This window comes from Sinorhizobium sp. 6-70, assembly GCF_030124375.1.
Lineage (GTDB): Bacteria > Pseudomonadota > Alphaproteobacteria > Rhizobiales > Rhizobiaceae > Sinorhizobium.
This window is the reverse complement of record NZ_JASKLS010000004.1, coordinates 108,464-128,971: the sequence shown is the minus strand read 5'-3', so window position 1 is coordinate 128,971 and position 20,508 is coordinate 108,464. Positions and strand designations below refer to the sequence as shown.

Genomic DNA, 20,508 nt, shown 5'->3' with positions numbered 1-20,508 from the left:
GCGCTCGAATTCCAATCGAACATCCGTCTGCATGCATCAAGAGAGCTTATCCATGAAAATGTCGAAGCAGTTCCCGCTGAACGCACTAAGGGTATTCGAGACCGCGGCCCGGCTCGGTAGTTTCACCAAGGCGGGCAACGAGCTCGGCATGACCCAGACGGCCGTCAGCTATCAGATCAAGCTCGTCGAGGAGAATATCGGCGAGCCGCTGTTCCTGAGGCGCCCGCGGCAAGTCACGCTGACGGAAGTCGGCCAGCGGCTGGCGCCCAGGGTGACGGAAGCATTCGAGATGTTGCAGGAAGCGGTTGCCTCGGCGCGCGGCGATGCAGCGTCAGCCCTGCTCATCAGTTCGACCGCGACCTTCGCGTCGCAATGGCTCGCCCGCCATATGGGCTCATTTCAACTTGCCCATCCCAACATTGCCGTTCGCCTGTCGGCGAACGATGCGATGATCGACTTCAGCAAAGAGGCAGTCGACGTGGCGATCCGGTCCGGGTTGGGCGATTGGCCGGGTCTCGTCAGCCATCGACTGATGAAGGTGGAGTTTGCACCGATGCTCAGTCCGGCGCTCGCTTCTACGGTCGGGGGGTTGAGCGAACCGCGAGATCTCCTGAAGCTCCGCATCATCGACCCTCAAGACCGTTGGTGGCCGCTATGGTTCCGTGCCGCCGGCGTTCGCGATCCGGATCTCGAAGGCCGGGTTCCGACGCGGCTCGGCGCCCAGTCCTTCGAGGCTGGCGCCGCAATCGCCGGGCAAGGTGTGGCGATCCTTACTCCTCAATTCTACGCCGATGACGTCGCGCTCGGTCGGCTTTATCAACCTTTCGATCTGCGCGGCAGCGAGGGCCACGACTACTGGCTGGTCTATCCGTATGCGCGACGCAACGTCGCAAAGATTCGCAGTTTTCGCGACTGGATCCTTGCGGAATTCAAACAGGATGGCGGGGCCTAGCCCGTGGCGTGGATCGTCGAGAACAGCCCTTCCCCGTTTCGGTTTTTTCTCGCAAGCTGCGTCAACGAAGAAAACGAGGGGACCTGAATGTACGAATTCGCCATTGCCTGGGAATGGCTGGCCTTCGCCGCCCGCTGGCTGCATGTCGTGACGGCAATCGCCTGGATCGGCTCATCCTTCTATTTCATCGCGCTCGACCTCGGCCTGGTGAAGCGCGACCACCTTCCCCCCGGCGCCTATGGCGAGGAATGGCAGGTGCATGGCGGCGGCTTCTACCATATCCAGAAATACCTGGTCGCACCGGAGGCGATGCCGGAGCATCTCACCTGGTTCAAATGGGAATCCTACATGACGTGGCTCTCCGGCTTCGCCATGCTCTGCATCGTCTATTATGGCGGCGCCGATCTTTTCCTGATCGACCGTCATGTGCTCGACATCTCGGCGACGAAGGCGATCCTGATCTCGCTCGCCTCGCTTGGGCTCGGCTGGGTGCTTTATGACCTTCTCTGCAAATCGCCGATCGGCAAGAACACCTGGGGGCTGATGGCCCTGCTTTATGTCGTGCTCGTCGCCATGGCCTGGGGTTACACGCAGGTGTTCACCGGTCGCGCCGCCTTCCTGCATCTTGGCGCCTTCACCGCGACCATCATGTCGGCCAACGTCTTCTTCATCATCATTCCCAACCAGAAGATCGTCGTGGCCGATCTGATCGCCGGCCGCACGCCGGATCCGAAGCTCGGCGCCCAGGCCAAGCAGCGCTCCCTCCACAACAACTACCTGACGTTGCCGGTCATCTTCTTCATGCTGTCGAACCACTATCCGCTGGCCTTCGCGACGGCTTTCAACTGGATCATCGCAGCGCTCGTCTTCCTGATGGGGGTGACTATCCGCCACTGGTTCAACACCACCCATGCGCGCAAGGGCGAGCCGACCTGGACCTGGATCGTCACCGTAATCCTCTTCATCCTGATCATGTGGCTCTCGACAGTGCCGAAGGTATTGACGGGCGAGGAACAAGCTGAAGCCGCGCCAGTCTTCAGGCGCTTTGTCGAGAACGCGCATTTTCCGGCAGTGAAGGATACGATCTCGACCCGCTGCAGCATGTGCCACGCAGCCGAGCCCGCTTACGAGGGCATTGCCCGGGCGCCAAAGGAGGTCATATTCGACAGCGACGCGGAGATTGCCGCCCACGCGCGCGAAATCTATATCCAGGCCGGGCGCAGCCATGCCATGCCGCCCGGCAACATAACCGATATGACGGCGGACGAACGCAGGCTGCTGACCGCCTGGTACGAAAGCGCCGTCGGGGAGACACGATGACAACCACCCTCGTTCGCGGCCGCTTCTTGAGCTTCAACCGTGCCCCGCAAGCCATCGACGACAGCGCGGCCTATTCCTATGAAAGCGATGGCGCGCTTCTCATCCGGGACGGCGTGATCGAGGCGTCCGGCCCGTATGCGGTGGTGAAGGCCGCAGCGCCGGAGGGCGTGACGGAGATCGATCATCGCCCACATCTGATCATGCCCGGCTTCATCGACACGCATCTTCATTTCCCGCAGATGCAGGTCATGGCGTCCTATGCCGCCAACCTGCTCGAATGGCTGAACACCTACACGTTCCCGGAGGAATGCCGGTTCGTCGAAACGGCGCATGCCGAACGCATGGCCGTTCATTTCTTCGACGAGATGATCCGCCAAGGGACGACGACGGCGACTGCCTATTGCTCCGTCCACAAGGCCTCCGCCGACGCCTTCTTCGCCGAAAGCCGGAAGCGCAATATGTGCATGGTGGGCGGCAAGGTGATGATGGACCGCAACGCACCACAAGGCCTGCTCGACACCCCTCAGATGAGCTATGACGAAACGCGGGCGGTCATCGCGGACTGGCACGGCAAGGGCCGCAACCACGTCGCCATCACGCCGCGTTTCGCCATCACCTCGACGCCGGAGCAGATGGAGGTCGCGAAATCGCTCGTCGGCGAGTTTCCCGACCTGCATGTCCAGACGCATCTTTCCGAAAACCGCGACGAAATCACTTACACCTGCGAGCTCTATCCGGAAGCGAAGGACTACACCGACGTCTACGCCCGCTACGGCCTGCTTGGACCGAAGAGCCTCTTCGGCCATTGCATCCATCTTTCGGACCGCGAAGCCGATGCCATGAGCGAAACGGGATCCGTCGCGGTATTCTGCCCGACGTCGAATCTTTTCCTGGGGTCCGGTCTTTTTCCGCTGCGCGCCCTGACGCGCCGGCAGAAACCGGTGCGCGTCTCCGTCGCCTCCGATATCGGCGGCGGCACCAGCTACTCTATGCTCAAGACGCTCGACGAGGCCTACAAGATCCTGCAGTTGCAGGGCGAGCGACTGAACCCTTTCGATAGCTTCTACCTGATGACCCGCGGCAATGCCGAGGCGCTATCGCTTGTCGATCGCATCGGCACGCTGGAGCCGGGCACCGATGCAGACCTAACAGTGCTGAACATGGCGGCGACGCCGGCCATGGCGCTGCGTGCCGAAGTGGTCAATTCGCTGGCCGATGAGCTCTTCCTGCTACAGACGATGGGGGACGATCGGGCGATCGTGGAGACCTATGTGGCCGGCCGCCCTGCCAAATCTTCGCTCGGTACCAACTGAGTCGACGAAGAGGTCAATTTTTTTGACCTCTCTCTCCCAACAGCTATTACGCGTCTTCCCAAATCGTGATAATGGCCCCTACAGCGCCTTGCGTCTTAGAAGACGCACGAAGGTCGCCGTAGCACTTTGAGTTGCTGCATGACTTGCCCTTAAGTCGTCCCGACTTGAGGGAACATGCAGTCGTCATCCATCGATGAGGCCGTTCCCATGACGCAAATCCTCGAAATCCGCGACCTCAAGGCGCTTGCCAAGCGGCGTGTTCCAAAACTCTTCTTCGACTATGCCGACAGCGGCGCCTGGACGGAGGGAACCTATCGCGCCAACGAGGAGGATTTTTCGAAGATCAAGTTGCGTCAGCGGGTGCTGGTCGACATGAGCAACCGCTCCCTGGAAACGACGATGATCGGCCAGAAGGTGTCGATGCCGGTCGCCCTTGCGCCGACAGGCCTTACCGGCATGCAGCATGCCGACGGAGAAATGCTGGCGGCACAGGCCGCGGAAGCTTTCGGGGTACCCTTCACGCTTTCGACCATGAGCATCTGCTCCATCGAGGATGTCGCCTCGGTCACCACCAAGCCCTTCTGGTTCCAGCTTTATGTGATGCGCGAGCGGGAATTTGTGCTCAACCTCATCGACCGGGCGAAGGCGGCGAAATGCTCGGCGCTGGTGCTGACACTCGATCTGCAGATCCTCGGCCAGCGCCACAAGGACCTGCGCAATGGCCTTTCCGCGCCGCCGCGCATGACGCCGAAGCACCTCTGGCAGATGGCAACCCGGCCCGGCTGGTGCATGAAGATGCTCGGCACCAACCGCCGCACCTTCCGCAACATCGTCGGTCACGCCAAAAGCGTCACCGATCTTTCGTCGCTCGGCGCCTGGACCAACGAGCAGTTCGATCCGCAGCTTTCCTGGAAGGACGTCGAATGGATCAAGGAGCGCTGGGGCGGCCCGCTGATCCTCAAGGGGATCCTCGATCCCGAGGATGCGAAGATGGCCGCCAAAACCGGTGCCGACGCGATCGTCGTTTCGAACCACGGCGGCCGCCAGCTTGACGGAGCGCCCTCGTCGATCAGCATGCTGCCACGCATCGTCGATGCCGTCGGACACCAGATCGAAGTCCATCTCGATGGCGGCATCCGCTCGGGCCAGGATGTGCTGAAGGCGATCGCGCTCGGTGCGAAAGGGACGTTCATCGGCCGCCCCTTCCTCTACGGCCTTGGCGCCATGGGCAAGGAGGGCGTGACGCTCGCGCTCGACATCATCCGCAAGGAGATGGACATCACCATGGCACTCTGCGGCAAGCGCAGCATCACCGACGTCAGCCGCGACATTCTTACGGAATAGAGCGGGGGAGGAAAGTGTGCGCGGTTTTCCGCCCGCGTCCCGCGATAATTATCGGCTCAGCTTCCGCGATAGGTGGAATAGCCGTAGGGCGAGAGCAGCAGCGGCACGTGATAGTGGCTTCCTGGATCGGCGATCCCGAAGCGCAAGGGGACGAGGTCGAGGAAGGCCGGCTTCGGAAGCACGACGCCCGTTGCCCGGAGATAGTCGCCGGCATGAAAGACCAGCTCGTAATTGCCCGCCATGAAGGCCACACCTTCGACCATCGGTCCGTCGACGCGCCCGTCGCTGTTCGTGTGGACCGTGCGGATTAATTGCCGCTCTTCGCCCTCCAGCCAATAGAGATCGATTCTAAGGCCCTCGGCCGGTTTGCCGAGCGCGGTATCGAGGACATGGGTCGTAAGTCTCCCAGCGTTGCTCATCGCTTCATTTCCTTCAGAAGGGAACGGGGATGACGAAGGGCTCGTCGTAGAAGAACTCTTCCAGGTTGTTGCCCGGTCCTTCGCGATCGACGACGATGAAATCGCTCGCCGCTTCGACCGACATCAGCGGGTGATGCCAGACGTTGCGGCCATAATTGACCCCCTGTCGTCCGCTCGCCAGGAACACCCGAGGCCTGCCCGGGCGCCCGCCTTCATCCTCGGCCACCACTGCGAGCCACGGCCTATCATCGAGCGGCGAAAAACTCTGGCTGCCGAACGGATGGCGCTCCATCATCGTGATGGCATAGGGAAAGGCGCGCGGCTGACCGCGAAAGATGTTGATGATGACGCCGGCACCCTCGCCCGTGACATCGGCGCGCGCAAGGGCGTGAAACCGTTCGGTGTTGCCGCCATTGATGAAGCGCATCGAGGCCGGGTCCGCTTCAATGACGCTGCCGAAAGTGGCGAAAGCCTCCTTGGTCAGGGGCTCGATCGAAAGCAGGCGCGGCATCAGGCTTCGGCTCCGCAGCACAAGGGTGCGTGGCACGACGCCAAGGCGGACAAGTCACGAACGGCACTCTCAGACATTTTCGTCTCCGGGCAGCATGGATCTGAGGCGCAGCCGGGCGATCTGCTCCACCTGCGCGCAGGCGGTTTCAAATTCTTCTTCCGCCGAATTGTCAATCCGCCTTTCGAAAGCGGCGAGAATGTCGTCCTTCATCAGCCCCTTGACCGCAATGATGAAGGGGAAGCCGAACTTCTTCGTATAAACCTTGTTGAGTGCAGTGAACCGCTGATGCTCCTCGGGTGAAAGGCGGTCGAGTCCCGCGGACGCCTGCTCCGCCCGGGAGTCGGCGGTCAGCTTGCCGGCGATTGCAAGCTTGCCGGCGAGATCCGGATGGGCTTTGAGGACAGCGAGGCGTTCGGCGGGCGACGCCGCGCGAAAGGCGCAGCAAAGCGCAGAATGGACGTTGCCAGCCGTCAACCCGGCGGAAGCGGCGCGGTCGTAGGCGCGCTCAGCGACCCATGGTGAATGCTCGAAGACACCGCCGAAGCGATCGACGAAGGCCTCCCTGTCAGACATCAGCGCACACCTTCCGGTTTGTGGTGATCATACCAATGGCGCGCAATGTCGATGCGGCGCGGTATCCACACCTTGTCATGGGACATGACGTAATCGATGAAGCGGGCCAGCGCGGCCGCGCGGCCGGGGCGACCGACGAGGCGGCAATGGAGGCCAATGTTCATCATCTTCGGGCTGCCTTCCCTGCCCTCCGCATAGAGCACGTCGAACGTGTCTTTGAGGTAGGCGAAGAACTGGTCGCCGGAATTGAACCCCTGATTGGTCGCAAAACGCATGTCGTTGGCGTCGAGCGTGTAGGGAATGATGAGATGCGGTTTGTCGGGGGCCAATCCAGGAACCCAGTAGGGAAGCTCGTCCGCATAGGAATCGCAGGAATAGAGAAAGCCGCCCTCTTCCAGCACGAGCTTCAGCGTGTTGACCGAGGGCTTGCCCTGATAGATGCCGAGCGGCCGCTCGCCCGTCAGCTCCGTATGCAGGCGAACGACCTCGCGGATATGCTCGCGTTCCGCCTCTTCCGGGAAATCCTTGTATTCGAGCCAGCGCAGCCCGTGGCTGGCAATCTCCCAGCCCGCCTCCTTCATCGCCGCGACCGCCTCCGGATTGCGTGCCATCGCAAGCGTTACGGCATAGACCGTAAGCGTGACGCCGCGGCTCGTGAACATGCGCCACAGCCGCCAGAAGCCGGCACGGGCGCCATATTCATAGATCGATTCCATGTTGAGATTGCGCTGGCCCGGCCAGGGCTGCGCGCCGACGATCTCCGACAGCAGGCATTCGGACGCCGGATCGCCATCGAGAATGCAGCTTTCGCCTCCCTCCTCGTAGTTCAGGACGAATTGGACGGCGATGTGCGCGTCACCCGGCCAGCGCACCTGCGGCGGCGTCCGCCCATAGCCTATGAGATCGCGCGGATAGGAGGTCCCTGCCATCAAATCACCCTTCGATTTTTCCGGAACGGTAGCACTGCGGACCGGATTGTCGAGATGAATTTGAGGTTTGCGAGTGCCGCCTAGCGGCCCGCCAGCAAGGAGGCCATGATGAAGGGGATCGGTCTGGCGACGCGACCCTCGGCCAGGTTGTCGACGGCCAGCCGTTTCGCCGTGCCGCCGTGCAACCGGGCGGAAATCTTGCCAAGCGGATGCTGAGAATGAACCCGCATCGGCGCGCCCGGATCCTGCTCGATGAAGAGCGCAAGGCTGCCGATCGCCAGCGGCCTTTCAAGATGCGGCTCGAAAAGCTCCCTGAGGGGCGCTTCCATGCGCCGGGCGGTTTCCGGATTCAAGGCGCCCGTCAGCTTCATGTGAAAGCGATACTCGTCCATCACATAGGGATCGCCCCAGCGATGAAGGTTGCTGAATTGCGGCGCCGTCAGCCGGTCCGGATCGCACCGTTCGATCTCGTCCTCGCTTATCGGCGCGCGAAACCTGTCGAATGTCTGCACGACACGAGCGGCGAGCAGGTGCATTTCATGGCTCGGCACCTGCGGCACTAGGCCCCAGCACTGACTGAACCGGGCAACCTCCATCCGCGCGATGTCGAAAGGCGTTTCGGCGCTGGCGAAATGCATCAGCGCCTTCAGCAGATCGGCCTCGTCCGCGGCTGGGTTGAGGCAGAACGGGGCCATGATCATGGCATGAAAGCCGAAGCGGCGGGGTGCTGCCGTATGGAAGGCGATCTCCGAAACGCTCAATCCGGCAACAGAAGGCAGTTCCGTCGGCTCATCCGAATAAACGTTCCGCCCAAGCCAGCTGGCGGCCACTGCCGACAGCGGGTCCCCCATAGGCGTGGTGAAACAAATGGCGTAACGCATGGCGCATGCTCCGGAAGTCCGTGGATGGCCGCCTATTAGGTGATTTGCGTGACAGATTAACGAAGTTGGCGGCTGAGAACCGCGCCAAAAAATCGATCGTTTAAAAGCGACTGAAACGCCTCATGCGAAGCAAGATGGACATGGAAACACGCGGCGTCCACTCCTGCCAAGGCTGGTCGACATTCCGTCCACCGATCCGCCAAGGCCCTATTGTCAACACAATAAGTGCAGTTACTACGCCGCAGCGCTTCCCTTGAAGCGTCGAAGATCGCGCAACGGTGCAAGGCAGCAACCTGCCGTTTCGAGCACCGCTGCGCCGGAGGAAATCTACCCGCGGTTTCCTTTAAAGGTTGGTACCGGCCGCCTGTTTGGCGGGCGAATGCCTTATCGTCTCCAGACGAGATGCCGGCGACCGACCACTCACACTCGGCATGAGTACCGAAGCGACAAGCGGGGATCAGAGCGAGGGCAGGCTTTGCTGGACCAAACTTCTGTATCCATCATCATCACCAACTATAACTACGCGCACTTTCTCGGGCGCTGTATCGACAGCGCGTTGGCTCAAGATCACCCGCATACCGAGGTTATCGTTGTCGACGATGCCTCTTCCGATGAATCGCCAGGCATCATTCGACAGTACGGCGACAGGATCCGCGCCTGCCTGCGTCCGGAAAACGGCGGACACGCGGCGGCCTTTAACACCGGTTTCGCCGCGAGCTCCGGCGACATCGTGTTCTTTCTGGACGCCGACGACTATCTCTATCCGACTGCCGTATCCGAGGTCGTCAATGCATGGGACGCCTCGACCGCTCAATTTCAGTTCAGGCTCCATCTCGTCGATCAACGAGAAAAGGTAATGGATGTCTTCCCGCCGCCGGAGCAGCCCTTCGATACGGGCGACGTGACGCCAAAACTGTTTCATCGCGGTCGTTATCAGACGACGGTCACCAGTGGCCTCGCCTTCGCCCGTTCGGCCCTGGAAGCGGTGATGCCGATGCCGGAGGGAAAATTCCGGCAAGGCGCCGACGGCTATCTCGCAACTGTGGCACCGCTGCATGGACAGGTTCAGGCTACTGACGATTGCCTCGGGGCGTATCGCATGCATGGTTCCAATCATTCGCTGTTTGCCGAAAAACTGGCCGAACGGGCACGCTGGCGCATGCAACATGATTTCCGCCGCCTCGAAGCCCTCTCCGCTGAGGCGGCGGCCACCGGATCGCAGCTGCAGCCGGGGATCGCCCTGCGTGACCCGACCCACCTCGAAGAGCGACTTGCGTCCTTGTGCATCGAGGAGGCGCGGCACCCGGTCAGAGATGACTCGCGGCTGCGCCTGGCGGCCGCCGGTGCAACCGCCAGTCTTGCCATGAATTACTCTATCCGAAGGCGTGCCGTCGAAGCGGCCTGGTTCCTTGCAGTGGGGGTGCTTCCGCGGCAGTTGGCGACGTCGGTGCTCTCCTGGAAGCTCGTGGCATCGTCCCGCCCGGCTTTCCTGTCTCTCATGTCAAAAACCATACGGCGGGCAATGGGCTAAGCGCTCTATCATGTGGGGGCGCCCGTCTGGCCGGCCGCGGTCTTACTGCCGCAGCGCCGCGATGTGATGCGCGCACGCAAACGACTCGGGAAGATCGATGGTCGGCCGCCCGATGATGTCGTCGATCACGAAGCGCGCCAGGGCATGTGCCAAACCGAAACTGACTTTGAAGCCGCCACTCAGCACGGACAGATTGTTGTAATCGGGATGGCGTCCGACGATGGGCCCGCGCCCGGTCGCTTTCGGGCGTAGCCCGGCCCAACGCTCGATCACTTGTGCGCCGCGCAACGCCGGTGCCATTGCTTCAGCTCGCCGGATGAGCACGTCCAGTTGACCGTCCGTCGAATGCGGCTCGTCGAAGCGATTCTCGCTGGTGCTGCCGATCGCCACATGACCATCTTCGTGTGCAACGATGTAGAGTCCGTCGGTGAAGATGATCGGCGAGGCCGGATCGATGTCGGCGCTAAGCAATGCTGCCTGCCCCTTAACGGCGCTGCCGCTCGGCGCCTGTGCCGGATGCGCCAGGCGATCGATCAGGCCAAAGCTTTCGACCCCGGCGGAGAGAATGCAATGGCCGAAGTGGAACACCCTTCCGTCCGAGAGCGAGAGCCGCCCGCGTTGAGGATCGAGCGACGAAACCTCGGCACCCTCTTCGACCTGGACATGGGCGAATTGCGCGAGCGCGGCCTTGAGCACCTGCACCAGGCGCCGCGGCGCCACTCTCGCGGCGAGCGTGTCGTGGCTAATGCCGAATGGCGCCGCCTCCGCCGCCGGCCACGCGTTGCCGGTGCCCGCATCTCGGACATGCCAATGGAACCGGCGGTCACCGGAAATCCAATGCCGCACCGCGTCCTGCTCGTGGCCGAGAGCGATCTCTCGCAGATGCGGTTTGCCAAGCGGCATGACCCGGCCGCAGCGGCGATAATCGGCCGATAGTCCGGTCGCTTGCTGCAGTTCGGCGATCTCGTCTTCGAGCGCGACCAGCGCATCGAACTGGAATTGCTTCTTTGCATTCCACCGGTCGGGTATATGCGGCATCAGTGCTCCGAGCAGGCCTCCGCTCGCGCCCGCGCCGATGCGCCTGCGCTCGACAAGGCATGTGGCGACGCCGGCCCGGCCTGCCATCACGGCGGCCCACAGCCCCATGATACCGCCACCAACGATCAAGAGTTCACTCATCGATTGACCTTCTACGGCATAATTCCCTAGATCGAGATCGATCGAAGGACAGAATTATGCAGCGTCTCAAAGTGCTACAACGACCCTGGCACATTTTCTTAGGGTCGGAAGATGAACACCGCCATGACAGCAACTGATCTCCGCCAGAGCCATCCGCCATCGCGGCAAAGCCTTGAATGGCACGAGGGCGATATGCCCTACTCGACGGAGTTTGGCGATCACTTTTATTGCCGCACCGACGGCCGGCTTGAATGCGGCCATGTCTTCCTCTCCGGCAACAGGCTGCCGCAACGCTGGCAGACGGTAAAAAGCTTCGTGATAGGCGAGCTCGGCTTCGGCACGGGCCTCAATTTCTGCGAAACCTGGCGGCAATGGAAAAGGACGCGGACGGCGGCGGGCCGGCTGCACTTCATCTCCTTCGAGCGTTTCCCAATGATGGCGGCCGATATCGACCGGGCGCTCTCACATTGGCCGGAAATTTCCGAGGAAAGACAGGCGCTTGTCGCAAGCTGGCCGGAAACACCGGAAGGCCACGTCGATCTCGAGTTCACGGACGAGGCTCGGTTGACGGTGGTGTGTGGGCCTGCGCTTGCAAGCCTCGGCGCGTCGGAGCACACATTCGACGCGTGGTATCTCGACGGTTTTGCGCCATCGCGCAACCCGGACATGTGGTCGTGGGAATTGATGCAACTGGTGTTCGACAAGGCCGCGTCGGGCGGCACCTTCGCGACCTATGCCGCCGCCGGCTTCGTCCGACGGAATCTCGAGGCGGCCGGGTTCGTCGTCGAGCGGCGCCCAGGTTTCGCCGGCAAACGCGAGATGCTGCGCGGCGACAAGCCCTGATCCCTCTGTTTCCTTAAGTTTCTGCGATTTAAGGATAAAAAAATGCAGCAATGCGCGTCTGATAAAACGCGCGGCGCTGTCCGCGCTGGCAATTGCGACGGCGCTTTTTCAACCTCTGCTACACTGCACGAAGTGAACTGTCGCAAACGGCGGGGCATGACACGTCAAAATCTGCGACAGAGATCCTTCGGAAACGCGAGGGTGGATCTTTCATGACCGACAATCAATTCCGGGACGCTGCAGCAGGCGAAACGTCACCGCTGGAGCGGCGGCGCCGACCAGGCGGGCGGGGTGCGGAACGGTCACGAAAGCCGGTGGCGGCGAGATACCTAAACCTCGTCAACACGCTGGCGAAGTCGACAGTCCTCTCGGAGGACGCACTCGAAGCGATACATGACGCTTCCCTGACGATCCTCGAAGAAATCGGCATGGACATTATCCTGCCGGAGGCGCGCGATCGCATGAAAGCGGCCGGCGCGGCCGTAACAGCGGGCACCGATCGCGTCCGCTTCGACCGCGGCCTGATCATGGAGATGATCGCCTCGGCTCCCGCCGGTTTCACCATGCACGCGCGCAATCCGGCGAGAAACGTCGAGATCGGAGGCAACAACCTCGTCTTCGCGCAGATCGCCAGCGCGCCTTTCGTTGCCGATCGTGAGGGCGGCAGGCGCACTGGCAACCAGGAGGATTTCCGCAAACTGGCGAAGCTGGCGCAGTCTTACGACATCGTCCACACCACCGGCGGCTACCCGGTCGAACCGGTCGACCTCCATGCCTCGACCCGTCACCTGGATTGCCTCTCGGACATGGTGAAGCTGACCGACAAGGTGTTTCACGTATATTCGCTCGGTCGCCAGCGCAACACCGACGGCATCGAAATCGCGCGCATCGGCCGCGGTATCTCGATGGAGCAGATGGAGCGGGAACCGTCGCTCTTCACGATCATCAATACGTCTTCGCCGCTTCGCCTAGACGGGCCGATGCTTCAGGGCATCATCGAAATGTCGTCCCGCAACCAGGTGGTCGTCGTCACGCCCTTCACGCTTGCCGGCGCCATGGCGCCGGTCACCATCGCCGGTGCTCTGGTACAGCAGAACGCCGAGGCGCTTTGCGGCATTGCCTTTACCCAGATGGTGCGCAAGGGTGCACCGGTGATGTATGGCGGCTTCACCTCGAATGTCGACATGAAGACCGGCGCACCGGCCTTCGGCACGCCGGAATACATGAAGGCCGTCATCGCCGGCGGCCAACTCGCACGCAAGTACAACATTCCCTACCGCACATCCAATACCAACGCCGCAAACACGCTCGACGCGCAGGCCGCCTATGAGTCGGCGCTTTCGCTGTGGGCGCTGACCCAGGGCGGCGGTAATTTCGTCATGCACGCGGCCGGTTGGACCGAGGGCGGCCTGACGGCTTCCTTCGAGAAGTTCATCCTTGATGTCGACATGCTGCAGATGGTGGCTGAATTTCTCCAGCCGCTCGATGTCAGCGAAGATGCACTCGGTCTCGATGCGGTGCGGGACGTCGGTCCCGGCGGACATTATTTCGGCACGATGCACACGCTTCAGCGCTACGAAACGGCTTTCTACTCGCCGATCCTTTCCGATTGGCGGAATTTCGAGACCTGGACCGAGGCGGGCCGACCGACCACCTACGATCATGCCAACCGTGTCTTCAAGCAGAAGCTCAACGAATATGAGCGCCCGCCGCTCGACCCGGCGATAGAAGAAGAACTCGACGCTTTCGTCGCCAGGCGCAAAGCGGAAGGCGGCGTGCCGACGGATTTCTGACGGAACGCCTGGAGCATGTTTGCGCTACGGAAACACCACTGAGCGGACCGTTGCTATCAGTTGGTCCGTGGGCACGGCGACGCAGTTGCGATCGATCTCCGCAAGGGTCCTTTCCTTGACCTGATGCGAAAGCAGCTTCCTGAGGTCACCCAGCGTCTTGGGTGCAGCGCAGATCACAAGGTTCTCGAAGGCGTGTTCAAGCGCATAGTGGTCGAGCTTCCCGGCGATCTCCATGGCAAAGCGGTGCTGCTCCTCGCGAACCGGATCGCTGCTGTATTCCATCGCCGAACGGCCATGGCCGACCGACGTGTGGCTGCGGCCGGGTTTGTCGGCCATGATGTCCTGAGCACGTTTGGTTTCGATTTCGTACGTCTCCACTTCCGGTTGCTGGCGTCCATCCTTCAGCAAGTTGACGTCCTTGACGATGCGCGCCGTGTTTCCGTCGGCTGCCAGTATCCAAATCCGGTTCCGCACTATTTTCTCCCCCGTGTTCGATGGCAGATAGGTCGGTGAAGGTCATCAGGGCAGAACGACCGAAGCCGTTTCAAGTTCCCTTCTGCCGAAATCTTTCACACGCAGTGCGCGCGACCGGACTACATTCGGGCAAGGTAGGCGTCGAAGCTGCGCTCCGGTGTTGGCTCGTATTGCTCCCGCTCGATCTTGAGCGAATTGATCCTATCAACCCGAAAATCACGGAAGTCCTGGCGCAATTCGCACCAACCCGTGAGCAGCCAGTTGTGCCCGAAAACGCTAAGGCCGAGCGGCCAAATTGTACGCTCCGACGTTAGTTCTGCAAGGCTTTCGTACGTCACGTGCAGCTTCCGTCTGGTCGCAATCGCCTGGCGTATTTCGCCGAGCAGCCGGGGCGGATCGGGCTGCATTGCTGAGCGGAAGGCCCTCAACGGTGCTTCTCTCAACCTTTTTGCGTGATCCGGTGGCAGTCCATGTCCGATCTTCTCTATGGCCTCGCGCGCGGCCTGCGCCAGATGCCTGTCCCCAAGCATCTGAACGGCGCGAGCGCCAAATGCGATTGCCTCCAGTTGCTCGAAGGTGAAGGTGAGCGGCGGCGCGTCAAAGGCCTCCCGCAGCAGGTAACCCACGCCACGTTCGCCATCGATCGGCGCTCCCGAGGCCATCAGGTGCTCCATGTCGCGGTAGATCGTGCGCGGCGCTACTTCCATCCTTTCGGCAATTTCCCGCGCCGTCATTGCCTTGCCAGAGGCACGCATGAGTTGAATGATGCGAAACAACCGATCGGCGGGCCGCATGATCTCACCTCCCAAAACACTATGGCCATAAGGCTGGCAGTTGGAGTGTGGTTAAGTCAAGCTGTGTTGAAAGGAGGCAACGATGATGGCCCAACGTGTACTCGAACTGGCACTCTGCACCGTGCGAGACAAGAAGGCAGCACTCGTCGCTCGCGGCCGCGCCATGCAGGCCGTGTCCCGCTATCCCGGTTTCGTCTCCTGGCGTGCCGTGACTGCCTGCGAAACGACCGATCTGCTCGCTGACCTGGTCGAGTGGGAAACACTCGATGCCGCCGAGGCCGCCGGCCAGCGGGTGCTGAACGACCCGGAATTTACGCCGTACATGGCGGCGATCACACGGGTAAGGCTAATGCAGCACTTCGTCACCGAACGGCAGATCTGAGCGGAGAAGACGGCGCTGACCTATGGCTGAACCACTCAAGAACTTGCTGCATCCGGGAATCGTCCTGGAGATCGCCACGCATCTCAACCGGGATGCGGGTGCATTCGACCGCGAGCGCTTCATTGCGCTCGCAACCCGCGACCTTGATTCACTCGAACTGATGCAGCGATCGCTGCAAATCCGCGACGCGCTCCTTCAGACGCTGCCGGAAGATTTCCCTGCCGCCGCCGAGATCCTGCAGCGGGCGCTGCCGAGAGACGACGCACCGGGGCTGAGCGGCTGGGCACTTCTTCCGGTGAACCAGTTCATCGCAACCCGCGGCCTTGACGATTTCGAACTCTCGCTCTCGCTGCTGCGCCGCCTGACTCCGCATTTCACCGCGGAATTCGGCATCCGCGGTTTCATCCATCGGGACCAGCAACGAGCGCTGGCAACAATCTCCAGTTGGACGAGCGACAACAATCATCACGTCCGGCGGCTCGCGAGTGAAGGCACGCGGCCGCGTCTGCCTTGGGCCATGCGGCTGCCAGAGCTGATCCGCGATCCGCAGCCGATCCTTCCGATCCTCGTCGCGCTGATCGACGACCCCGAAGATTACGTGCGCCGCTCCGTCGCGAACAGCCTCAACGACATCGCCAAGGATCACCCGGATCTCGTCGCACGGTTCGTGGCCGCGCATGTCGACGGCGCCTCGCCGGAACGCCTGAGGTTGCTCCGCCACGCCTGCCGTACGCTCATGAAGCAGGGGCATGCGGAGGCACTCGCCAACTTCGGTTTCGGTGCATTGTCAGGCATCGATGCCAGCCTGACGCTGGGCACGCCGCTTGTGCGCCTTGGCGAGCATCTTCGCTTCGGCCTCGAAATACAGAATTCCGGCGCGGCGGAGCAAAAAGTCATGATCGACTATGCCGTGCATCACCGGAAGGCGAACGGCACGACGTCGCCGAAAGTGTTCAAGTGGACGACAATGACGCTCGAACCGGGTGCCGCCTTCGAAATCGAGAAGCTCCACGCGATCCGACCGATCACGACGCGGCGCTACTATGCCGGCGCGCACAAGGTCGTCGTTCTGATCAACGGTCAACCGGTGGCTGGAGCCGATTTCGAGCTCGTGATCGACTGAATCGGAGCGTCCCTTCGCACTTGCAAAAAGATAGATCTTGACTTTTCCGGTCAAAACAACGACATGGAGCGGCGTCACCTTCCGGCCGCCGCGTGAGCGCGCCCTCGGCAACCACTCCCAAGTCGTGAAGAAGGGAAAGCGCAAATATTCGCCGCGATATGCGGCAGCACAGGCGCATGACGATTTTTCTTTAACCCACAAGTTCCCAATTCACGCGGGGTTCTTGACGCCAGACGACACCGGAATTGCATCCTGCGGTTCCGGCGAGAGCATTTGGCGCGCCCTAAAGGTATACGCATTGTCCACTTTTAAAGAGCTCGGTCTTTCCGAGCATATTCTGGCAACACTCTCCGCCAACGGTTTCGAAAAACCGACGCCTATCCAGGCCCAAGCCATTCCGCTGGTCTTGAGCGGCCGTGACCTCATCGGCCTTGCACAGACCGGCACCGGCAAGACCGCTGCTTTTGGCCTGCCGATGATCGAAAAGCTCGTTGCCGACGGCAAGCGCCCCGATCCGCGCAACATCCGCGCTCTCGTGCTTGCTCCCACCCGCGAACTCGTCAACCAGATCGCCGCCAATCTGAAGCTCTTCGTCAAGAAGAGCCCGCTCAAGATCGGCGTCGTCGTCGGTGGCGTCTCGATCAACAAGCAGACCGAGCAGCTCGCCCGCGGCGTCGACATTCTCGTCGCGACCCCCGGCCGCCTGCTCGACCTCGTCGCTCGCAAGGCGGTGACGTTGACCCAGGCTCGCTATCTCGTCCTGGACGAGGCCGACCAGATGCTCGACCTCGGCTTCATCCACGACCTGCGCAAGATCTCTAAGCTGGTGCCGAAGAACCGTCAGACACTGCTTTTCTCTGCAACCATGCCGAAGCTGATTGCCGAGCTTGCCGGCGAGTATTTGACCGATCCGGTCAAGGTCGCGGTCACGCCTCCGGGCAAGGCCGCCGACAAGGTCGAGCAATACGTCCACTTCGTTCCCGGCAAGGACTTGAAGACCTCGATCCTCAAGCAGTCGCTTTCCGACAATCCCGACGGCCTTTCGCTCATCTTCAGCCGCACCAAGCACGGCGCTGAGAAGCTGATGAAGCATCTGGACCACGTCGGCTTCAAGGCCGCGTCGATCCATGGCAACAAGAGCCAGGGCCAGCGTGAGCGTGCGCTGAAAGCCTTCCGCGATGGTGAAATCCGGGTGCTCGTTGCAACCGATGTCGCCGCCCGCGGCATCGACATTCCGGGCGTCACGCATGTCTACAACTACGACCTGCCGGAGGTCCCGGACGCCTACGTCCACCGCATCGGCCGCACGGCCCGCAACGGCCGCGACGGCATCGCCATCGCCTTCTGCACTCCGGACGAAATCCGGCTGCTTCGTGACATCGAGAAGCTGATGGGCATCCAGATCGCCATCGCCAGCGGCGAGGCACCGGCCGACCAGGCGCGTCCGTCCAAGGGACGCGGCGGTCGCGGCAACGGCCAGCGTCATGGCAACGGCGGCGGCCATCGACAGGAAGGGCGTCCGCATCGCGAGCGTCCGGCGCGCGAACCGGCGGCAGCCCCGTCGAGCTTTGCCGGGGACGATCTGCTGCGCGACGAACGGCGTCCGCAGAAGCACGACCGCCGCGATCAGCGCCAGCCGGGCCACGGCCATCAGGACGGCCGGTCGGAAGGCAACCGCAATCACGAGGGTCGCAAGCACCACGGCCGTCCGGCATCGAAGCACGAGGGCCGACGCCAGCGTGACGGACAGCCCGGCAACCGCCATGAAAGCGGCCGCGGAAATCGTCGTACCGACAATGGTGTTCGCCAGGGCTGACGCCTACGCGGCGTAGCGCAAAAATGCCAAGCGCGATCGCGGAACCTCTGCGATCGCGCGTTATGCTGAGGCCTTTGTCAGAAGGCAATTTCGGCGGTGGGGCAAACACTCACTTTGGCTCCGCCGGCATCGAATCCATCGAGCGTCTCATTGTGATGCGCCACGATCTCGGGAAACAGCAGGCTTCCCGAGTCCGCCGTCAGGTGGCCATCGGCAACAAGCGTCACATCATATCCGAGCGTAACGGCCCGCCTTACCGTCGTGTCGACACAGAATTGCGACATGCATCCGCCGACGATCAGATGCGTCACGGACCGTTCCGCGAGGCGCTCCGCAAGATCGGTCTCAAAGAACGAGTCACAACTCTTCTTGTGAACGACCACGTCGTTCTCCCTGGGCGCGATTTCGTCGCGGATGGCCCAACCATATGTCCCCACGGCCAATCGATGATCCTTGTCGCCGTCATGCTGGACCAACACAACCGGAACGCCAGCAGCTCGCGCCTTAACCTGAAGGGTGCTGAGCCGTGCGACGGTCTCCTCTAGCGCTGCATCGATGCGCGGCTGCCGCTCCGGCGTGCCCTTTCCCGAAAGAATGGCGTTTTGGACGTCGATTATCAGCAATGCTTTGGTCATTTGATTTGCAAGCTCCGAGAGTACCCGCTGTTTCAGCTATCGACGGCGGCAATGCTTCGGCGCCAGCGATCTACCTGGCGGCAGCGCTGCGGGCCGCGTCGCCGGACGGCGCCGGGCGAGCGGCCTTCCGGTTGGTGAGATAGACCCCCGTCACGGCGATGATGGTGCCGACGATCATCGGCAGGGTCAGGGCTTCGCCGAAGAAGAGCGCCGCCTGAACGGCTGCAAGTGGCGGCACCAGATAGATCAGCGAGGCAGCCCGCGACACCTGTCCGCGACGGATGAGATAGAGCAACAGCGCGATCGCACCCATCGACAGGCCAAGCACCGACCAGGCCAGCGCGCCGACAAGCTGCAGGTTCCAGGTGACGTGCAGATCCTCGAGCGCGAGCGCGAGAGGAACGGTGACGATCAGCGCGCCTGCATATTGCAGCGTCGCGATGGCACGGATGTCTCCATTTTGAAGATGCCGTTTCTGGTAGAGCGTACCGTAGGTGACGGCCGCCATGCCAAGCACGTTGACGACGACGGGCAGGATCTGGATCGGCGTCGCGGCGGTATCGATCGCCACCATTTTCGGCAGCACCGCGAGCGCAATGCCGAAAAACCCGAGCACCAGCCCGGTTCGCTGCTGCCGGGTCAGGTTTTCGTTGATCAGGAGCGGCGCGACGGCTGCGGTCATCAATGGCTGCAGCCCGGCGATGATGCCGGAAATCGCTGCCGGCACACCCTGCCCGATCGCCCACCACACGGCGCCCAGATAGAGCCCATGGAGAAACATCCCCGACACGATAGCATGACCGATCGTCGTCCAGGAGCGCGGCCAGCGAGCGCCAGTCACGACGCAGAAGCCGATGAAGAGCAGGATCGCAAAGGTATAACGCAGCACGAGAAAGGTCAGCGGATCGGCGAAAAACGCCGCATATTTGGCGACGACCCAGCCGGTGGACCAGAGCAGGACGAAGATGGCCGGGGCCAAACGGGCAAGCGTCATCGGTTTTTCCATGGCTGAGCACGACCGCGGCGGAATTAGTCGGCTGCCGGAGGTCGCGGGCTGGTACGAGCACGCCCGCGGATAAAGCGCATGCGGCAATCGGTCAAAGCAATTTTTCTGATGCTCACCATCAGCGAATCGGAACCATAAGCCTGAGCGACGAGGTCGCGGGTGAAACGAACCCGGCCTCGTATTCCTCACGATAGTGGAAATGGGTCGTATCGACGACGTGCCCCTCGGCGGCGATCCAGTCGAACATCTTGCCGTAATCCACGAAGACATCCGAGCTCTCGGGACGATGGATCATCGTTACCAAACGCATGGCCGGCAGTTCCACATGTTGCGGCTGGGTGAAGGTTCGGCCGTCAGCACCCACATAGCCGACGAGATAACGGAAGCCGTCCGACCGATCATTCCATGAGAGACCGATCAGGGTCGAATGATCTTCGGGATAAGCACGCCGACGATGCTCCTGCGTCTCGGCGATCAGGCGGCGAACGGCCCCGTCGGCCGCCTCGACGAATGTGCCTTCCCAGAGGTGACCCGTGATCTCTTGCGTCGGGCGCTCCACGATTTCGAACGTTATCGCCATCTCACTTCCTCCCATAGCCTCCCGCCGAATGCTCAAATTTCAAGCACCTGCCGATTTCCCAATGCACATGCAGAAGTCGCCCGGGAGCTGGCCGCCCGCTGCGACGGATT

The 20,508-nt window shown here is 61.9% G+C and carries 21 protein-coding genes; 10 read left to right on the top strand and 11 right to left on the bottom strand.

The features are described from left to right. Positions 1-52 precede the first annotated feature (52 nt). The 4 genes from QN222_RS10370 (at position 53) to QN222_RS10355 (ending at position 4,929) form a co-directional block, all read left to right on the top strand. Positions 53-952 carry a LysR substrate-binding domain-containing protein gene (locus QN222_RS10370; protein WP_283961670.1) on the top strand — a complete coding sequence of 300 codons (900 nt, stop codon included), beginning with the start codon at positions 53-55 and terminating at the stop codon, positions 950-952. Positions 953-1,039: 87 nt separating this feature from the next. After that, positions 1,040-2,272, top strand: a complete 1,233-nt coding sequence (puuD, locus tag QN222_RS10365; RefSeq protein ID WP_283961671.1) for a urate hydroxylase PuuD — start codon at positions 1,040-1,042, stop codon at positions 2,270-2,272. Continuing rightward, the gene (gene guaD / locus QN222_RS10360; protein ID WP_283961672.1) at positions 2,269-3,585 is read left to right on the top strand and encodes a guanine deaminase; all 1,317 of its coding nucleotides are present in this window, start codon (positions 2,269-2,271) and stop codon (positions 3,583-3,585) included. Before puuD ends, guaD begins: the two co-directional genes overlap by 4 nt. 207 nt (positions 3,586-3,792) lie before the next feature. After that, positions 3,793-4,929: an alpha-hydroxy acid oxidase gene (locus tag QN222_RS10355; protein WP_283961673.1), complete on the top strand. Its 1,137-nt coding sequence runs from the start codon at positions 3,793-3,795 to the stop codon at positions 4,927-4,929. 56 nt (positions 4,930-4,985) lie between these two features. Here the strand turns inward: QN222_RS10355 and uraH are convergent, their stop codons facing one another. The 5 genes from uraH to QN222_RS10330 form a co-directional block, all read right to left on the bottom strand. Beyond that, positions 4,986-5,348: a hydroxyisourate hydrolase gene (uraH, locus tag QN222_RS10350; RefSeq protein WP_283961674.1), complete on the bottom strand. Its 363-nt coding sequence runs from the start codon at positions 5,346-5,348 to the stop codon at positions 4,986-4,988. A 13-nt stretch (positions 5,349-5,361) separates the two neighbouring features. Continuing rightward, positions 5,362-5,859 carry an ureidoglycolate lyase gene (locus QN222_RS10345; RefSeq protein WP_283961675.1) on the bottom strand — a complete coding sequence of 166 codons (498 nt, stop codon included), beginning with the start codon at positions 5,857-5,859 and terminating at the stop codon, positions 5,362-5,364. A 69-nt stretch (positions 5,860-5,928) separates the two neighbouring features. Beyond that, on the bottom strand, positions 5,929-6,432 hold the full coding sequence (uraD, locus tag QN222_RS10340; RefSeq protein ID WP_283961676.1) for a 2-oxo-4-hydroxy-4-carboxy-5-ureidoimidazoline decarboxylase: 504 nt from the start codon (positions 6,430-6,432) through the stop codon (positions 5,929-5,931). Then, the gene (gene puuE, locus QN222_RS10335) at positions 6,432-7,361 is read right to left on the bottom strand and encodes an allantoinase PuuE (RefSeq protein ID WP_283961677.1); all 930 of its coding nucleotides are present in this window, start codon (positions 7,359-7,361) and stop codon (positions 6,432-6,434) included. The genes uraD and puuE overlap by 1 nt, the downstream gene beginning before the upstream one ends. An 80-nt stretch (positions 7,362-7,441) precedes the next feature. Beyond that, the gene (locus tag QN222_RS10330; protein WP_283961678.1) at positions 7,442-8,242 is read right to left on the bottom strand and encodes a DUF1045 domain-containing protein; all 801 of its coding nucleotides are present in this window, start codon (positions 8,240-8,242) and stop codon (positions 7,442-7,444) included. Positions 8,243-8,495: 253 nt separating this feature from the next. On the opposite strand from QN222_RS10330, the gene QN222_RS10325 reads away from it, so the two are divergent. Then, positions 8,496-9,773, top strand: coding sequence for a glycosyltransferase family 2 protein (locus tag QN222_RS10325; RefSeq protein WP_284005410.1), 1,278 nt, complete (start codon positions 8,496-8,498; stop codon positions 9,771-9,773). Between the two features lie 42 nt (positions 9,774-9,815). On the opposite strand, the gene QN222_RS10320 is transcribed toward QN222_RS10325, so the two are convergent. Continuing rightward, complete coding sequence (locus QN222_RS10320) at positions 9,816-10,952, bottom strand: FAD-binding oxidoreductase (RefSeq protein ID WP_284005408.1); 1,137 nt, start codon at positions 10,950-10,952, stop codon at positions 9,816-9,818. Positions 10,953-11,075: 123 nt separating this feature from the next. Between QN222_RS10320 and mnmD the strand changes: the two genes are divergently transcribed. Together mnmD and QN222_RS10310 are read left to right on the top strand one after the other, a co-directional pair. After that, entirely contained in the window at positions 11,076-11,795 is a 720-nt protein-coding gene (gene mnmD / locus QN222_RS10315; RefSeq protein ID WP_283962266.1) for a tRNA (5-methylaminomethyl-2-thiouridine)(34)-methyltransferase MnmD, read from the top strand. A 212-nt stretch (positions 11,796-12,007) separates the two neighbouring features. After that, on the top strand, positions 12,008-13,588 hold the full coding sequence (locus QN222_RS10310) for a trimethylamine methyltransferase family protein (protein WP_283962265.1): 1,581 nt from the start codon (positions 12,008-12,010) through the stop codon (positions 13,586-13,588). A gap of 24 nt (positions 13,589-13,612) precedes the next feature. Here QN222_RS10310 and QN222_RS10305 read toward each other — a convergent pair whose 3' ends face one another. Both QN222_RS10305 and QN222_RS10300 read right to left on the bottom strand, forming a co-directional pair. Beyond that, complete coding sequence (locus QN222_RS10305) at positions 13,613-14,062, bottom strand: host attachment protein (RefSeq protein WP_283962264.1); 450 nt, start codon at positions 14,060-14,062, stop codon at positions 13,613-13,615. 119 nt (positions 14,063-14,181) lie between these two features. Beyond that, positions 14,182-14,856, bottom strand: a complete 675-nt coding sequence (locus QN222_RS10300) for a YafY family protein (protein WP_283962263.1) — start codon at positions 14,854-14,856, stop codon at positions 14,182-14,184. An 82-nt stretch (positions 14,857-14,938) separates the two neighbouring features. Here QN222_RS10300 and QN222_RS10295 point away from each other — a divergent pair, with 82 nt between their 5' ends. From QN222_RS10295 to QN222_RS10285, 3 genes are all read left to right on the top strand, one after another. Then, complete coding sequence (locus QN222_RS10295; RefSeq protein WP_283962262.1) at positions 14,939-15,238, top strand: hypothetical protein; 300 nt, start codon at positions 14,939-14,941, stop codon at positions 15,236-15,238. A gap of 22 nt (positions 15,239-15,260) precedes the next feature. After that, positions 15,261-16,361: a DNA alkylation repair protein gene (locus QN222_RS10290; protein ID WP_283962261.1), complete on the top strand. Its 1,101-nt coding sequence runs from the start codon at positions 15,261-15,263 to the stop codon at positions 16,359-16,361. Positions 16,362-16,659: 298 nt separating this feature from the next. Then, positions 16,660-18,177 carry a DEAD/DEAH box helicase gene (locus QN222_RS10285; RefSeq protein WP_283962260.1) on the top strand — a complete coding sequence of 506 codons (1,518 nt, stop codon included), beginning with the start codon at positions 16,660-16,662 and terminating at the stop codon, positions 18,175-18,177. Positions 18,178-18,254: 77 nt separating this feature from the next. On the opposite strand, the gene QN222_RS10280 is transcribed toward QN222_RS10285, so the two are convergent. From QN222_RS10280 to QN222_RS10270, 3 genes are all read right to left on the bottom strand, one after another. Continuing rightward, positions 18,255-18,812, bottom strand: a complete 558-nt coding sequence (locus QN222_RS10280) for a cysteine hydrolase family protein (RefSeq protein ID WP_283962259.1) — start codon at positions 18,810-18,812, stop codon at positions 18,255-18,257. Between the two features lie 70 nt (positions 18,813-18,882). Continuing rightward, positions 18,883-19,806 carry a DMT family transporter gene (locus QN222_RS10275; RefSeq protein ID WP_283962258.1) on the bottom strand — a complete coding sequence of 308 codons (924 nt, stop codon included), beginning with the start codon at positions 19,804-19,806 and terminating at the stop codon, positions 18,883-18,885. 130 nt (positions 19,807-19,936) lie between these two features. Continuing rightward, entirely contained in the window at positions 19,937-20,398 is a 462-nt protein-coding gene (locus tag QN222_RS10270) for a GyrI-like domain-containing protein (protein ID WP_283962257.1), read from the bottom strand. Between the last annotated feature and the right edge of the window lie 110 nt (positions 20,399-20,508).

Bases quoted from the DNA above. Each gene is read 5' to 3' on its own strand.
- QN222_RS10275 (WP_283962258.1), bottom strand. From the start codon at position 19,806: ATGACGCTTGCCCGTTTGGCCCCGGCCATCTTCGTCCTGCTCTGGTCC.
- mnmD (WP_283962266.1), top strand. From the start codon at position 11,076: ATGACAGCAACTGATCTCCGCCAGAGCCATCCGCCATCGCGGCAAAGC.
- QN222_RS10345 (WP_283961675.1), bottom strand. From the start codon at position 5,859: ATGCCGCGCCTGCTTTCGATCGAGCCCCTGACCAAGGAGGCTTTCGCC.
- guaD (WP_283961672.1), top strand. From the start codon at position 2,269: ATGACAACCACCCTCGTTCGCGGCCGCTTCTTGAGCTTCAACCGTGCC.
- QN222_RS10280 (WP_283962259.1), bottom strand. From the start codon at position 18,812: ATGACCAAAGCATTGCTGATAATCGACGTCCAAAACGCCATTCTTTCG.
- QN222_RS10320 (WP_284005408.1), bottom strand. From the start codon at position 10,952: ATGAGTGAACTCTTGATCGTTGGTGGCGGTATCATGGGGCTGTGGGCC.
- uraH (WP_283961674.1), bottom strand. From the start codon at position 5,348: ATGAGCAACGCTGGGAGACTTACGACCCATGTCCTCGATACCGCGCTC.
- QN222_RS10330 (WP_283961678.1), bottom strand. From the start codon at position 8,242: ATGCGTTACGCCATTTGTTTCACCACGCCTATGGGGGACCCGCTGTCG.
- QN222_RS10270 (WP_283962257.1), bottom strand. From the start codon at position 20,398: ATGGCGATAACGTTCGAAATCGTGGAGCGCCCGACGCAAGAGATCACG.
- puuE (WP_283961677.1), bottom strand. From the start codon at position 7,361: ATGGCAGGGACCTCCTATCCGCGCGATCTCATAGGCTATGGGCGGACG.
- QN222_RS10310 (WP_283962265.1), top strand. From the start codon at position 12,008: ATGACCGACAATCAATTCCGGGACGCTGCAGCAGGCGAAACGTCACCG.
- QN222_RS10295 (WP_283962262.1), top strand. From the start codon at position 14,939: ATGATGGCCCAACGTGTACTCGAACTGGCACTCTGCACCGTGCGAGAC.
- QN222_RS10355 (WP_283961673.1), top strand. From the start codon at position 3,793: ATGACGCAAATCCTCGAAATCCGCGACCTCAAGGCGCTTGCCAAGCGG.
- puuD (WP_283961671.1), top strand. From the start codon at position 1,040: ATGTACGAATTCGCCATTGCCTGGGAATGGCTGGCCTTCGCCGCCCGC.
- QN222_RS10300 (WP_283962263.1), bottom strand. From the start codon at position 14,856: ATGCGGCCCGCCGATCGGTTGTTTCGCATCATTCAACTCATGCGTGCC.
- uraD (WP_283961676.1), bottom strand. From the start codon at position 6,432: ATGTCTGACAGGGAGGCCTTCGTCGATCGCTTCGGCGGTGTCTTCGAG.
- QN222_RS10290 (WP_283962261.1), top strand. From the start codon at position 15,261: ATGGCTGAACCACTCAAGAACTTGCTGCATCCGGGAATCGTCCTGGAG.
- QN222_RS10370 (WP_283961670.1), top strand. From the start codon at position 53: ATGAAAATGTCGAAGCAGTTCCCGCTGAACGCACTAAGGGTATTCGAG.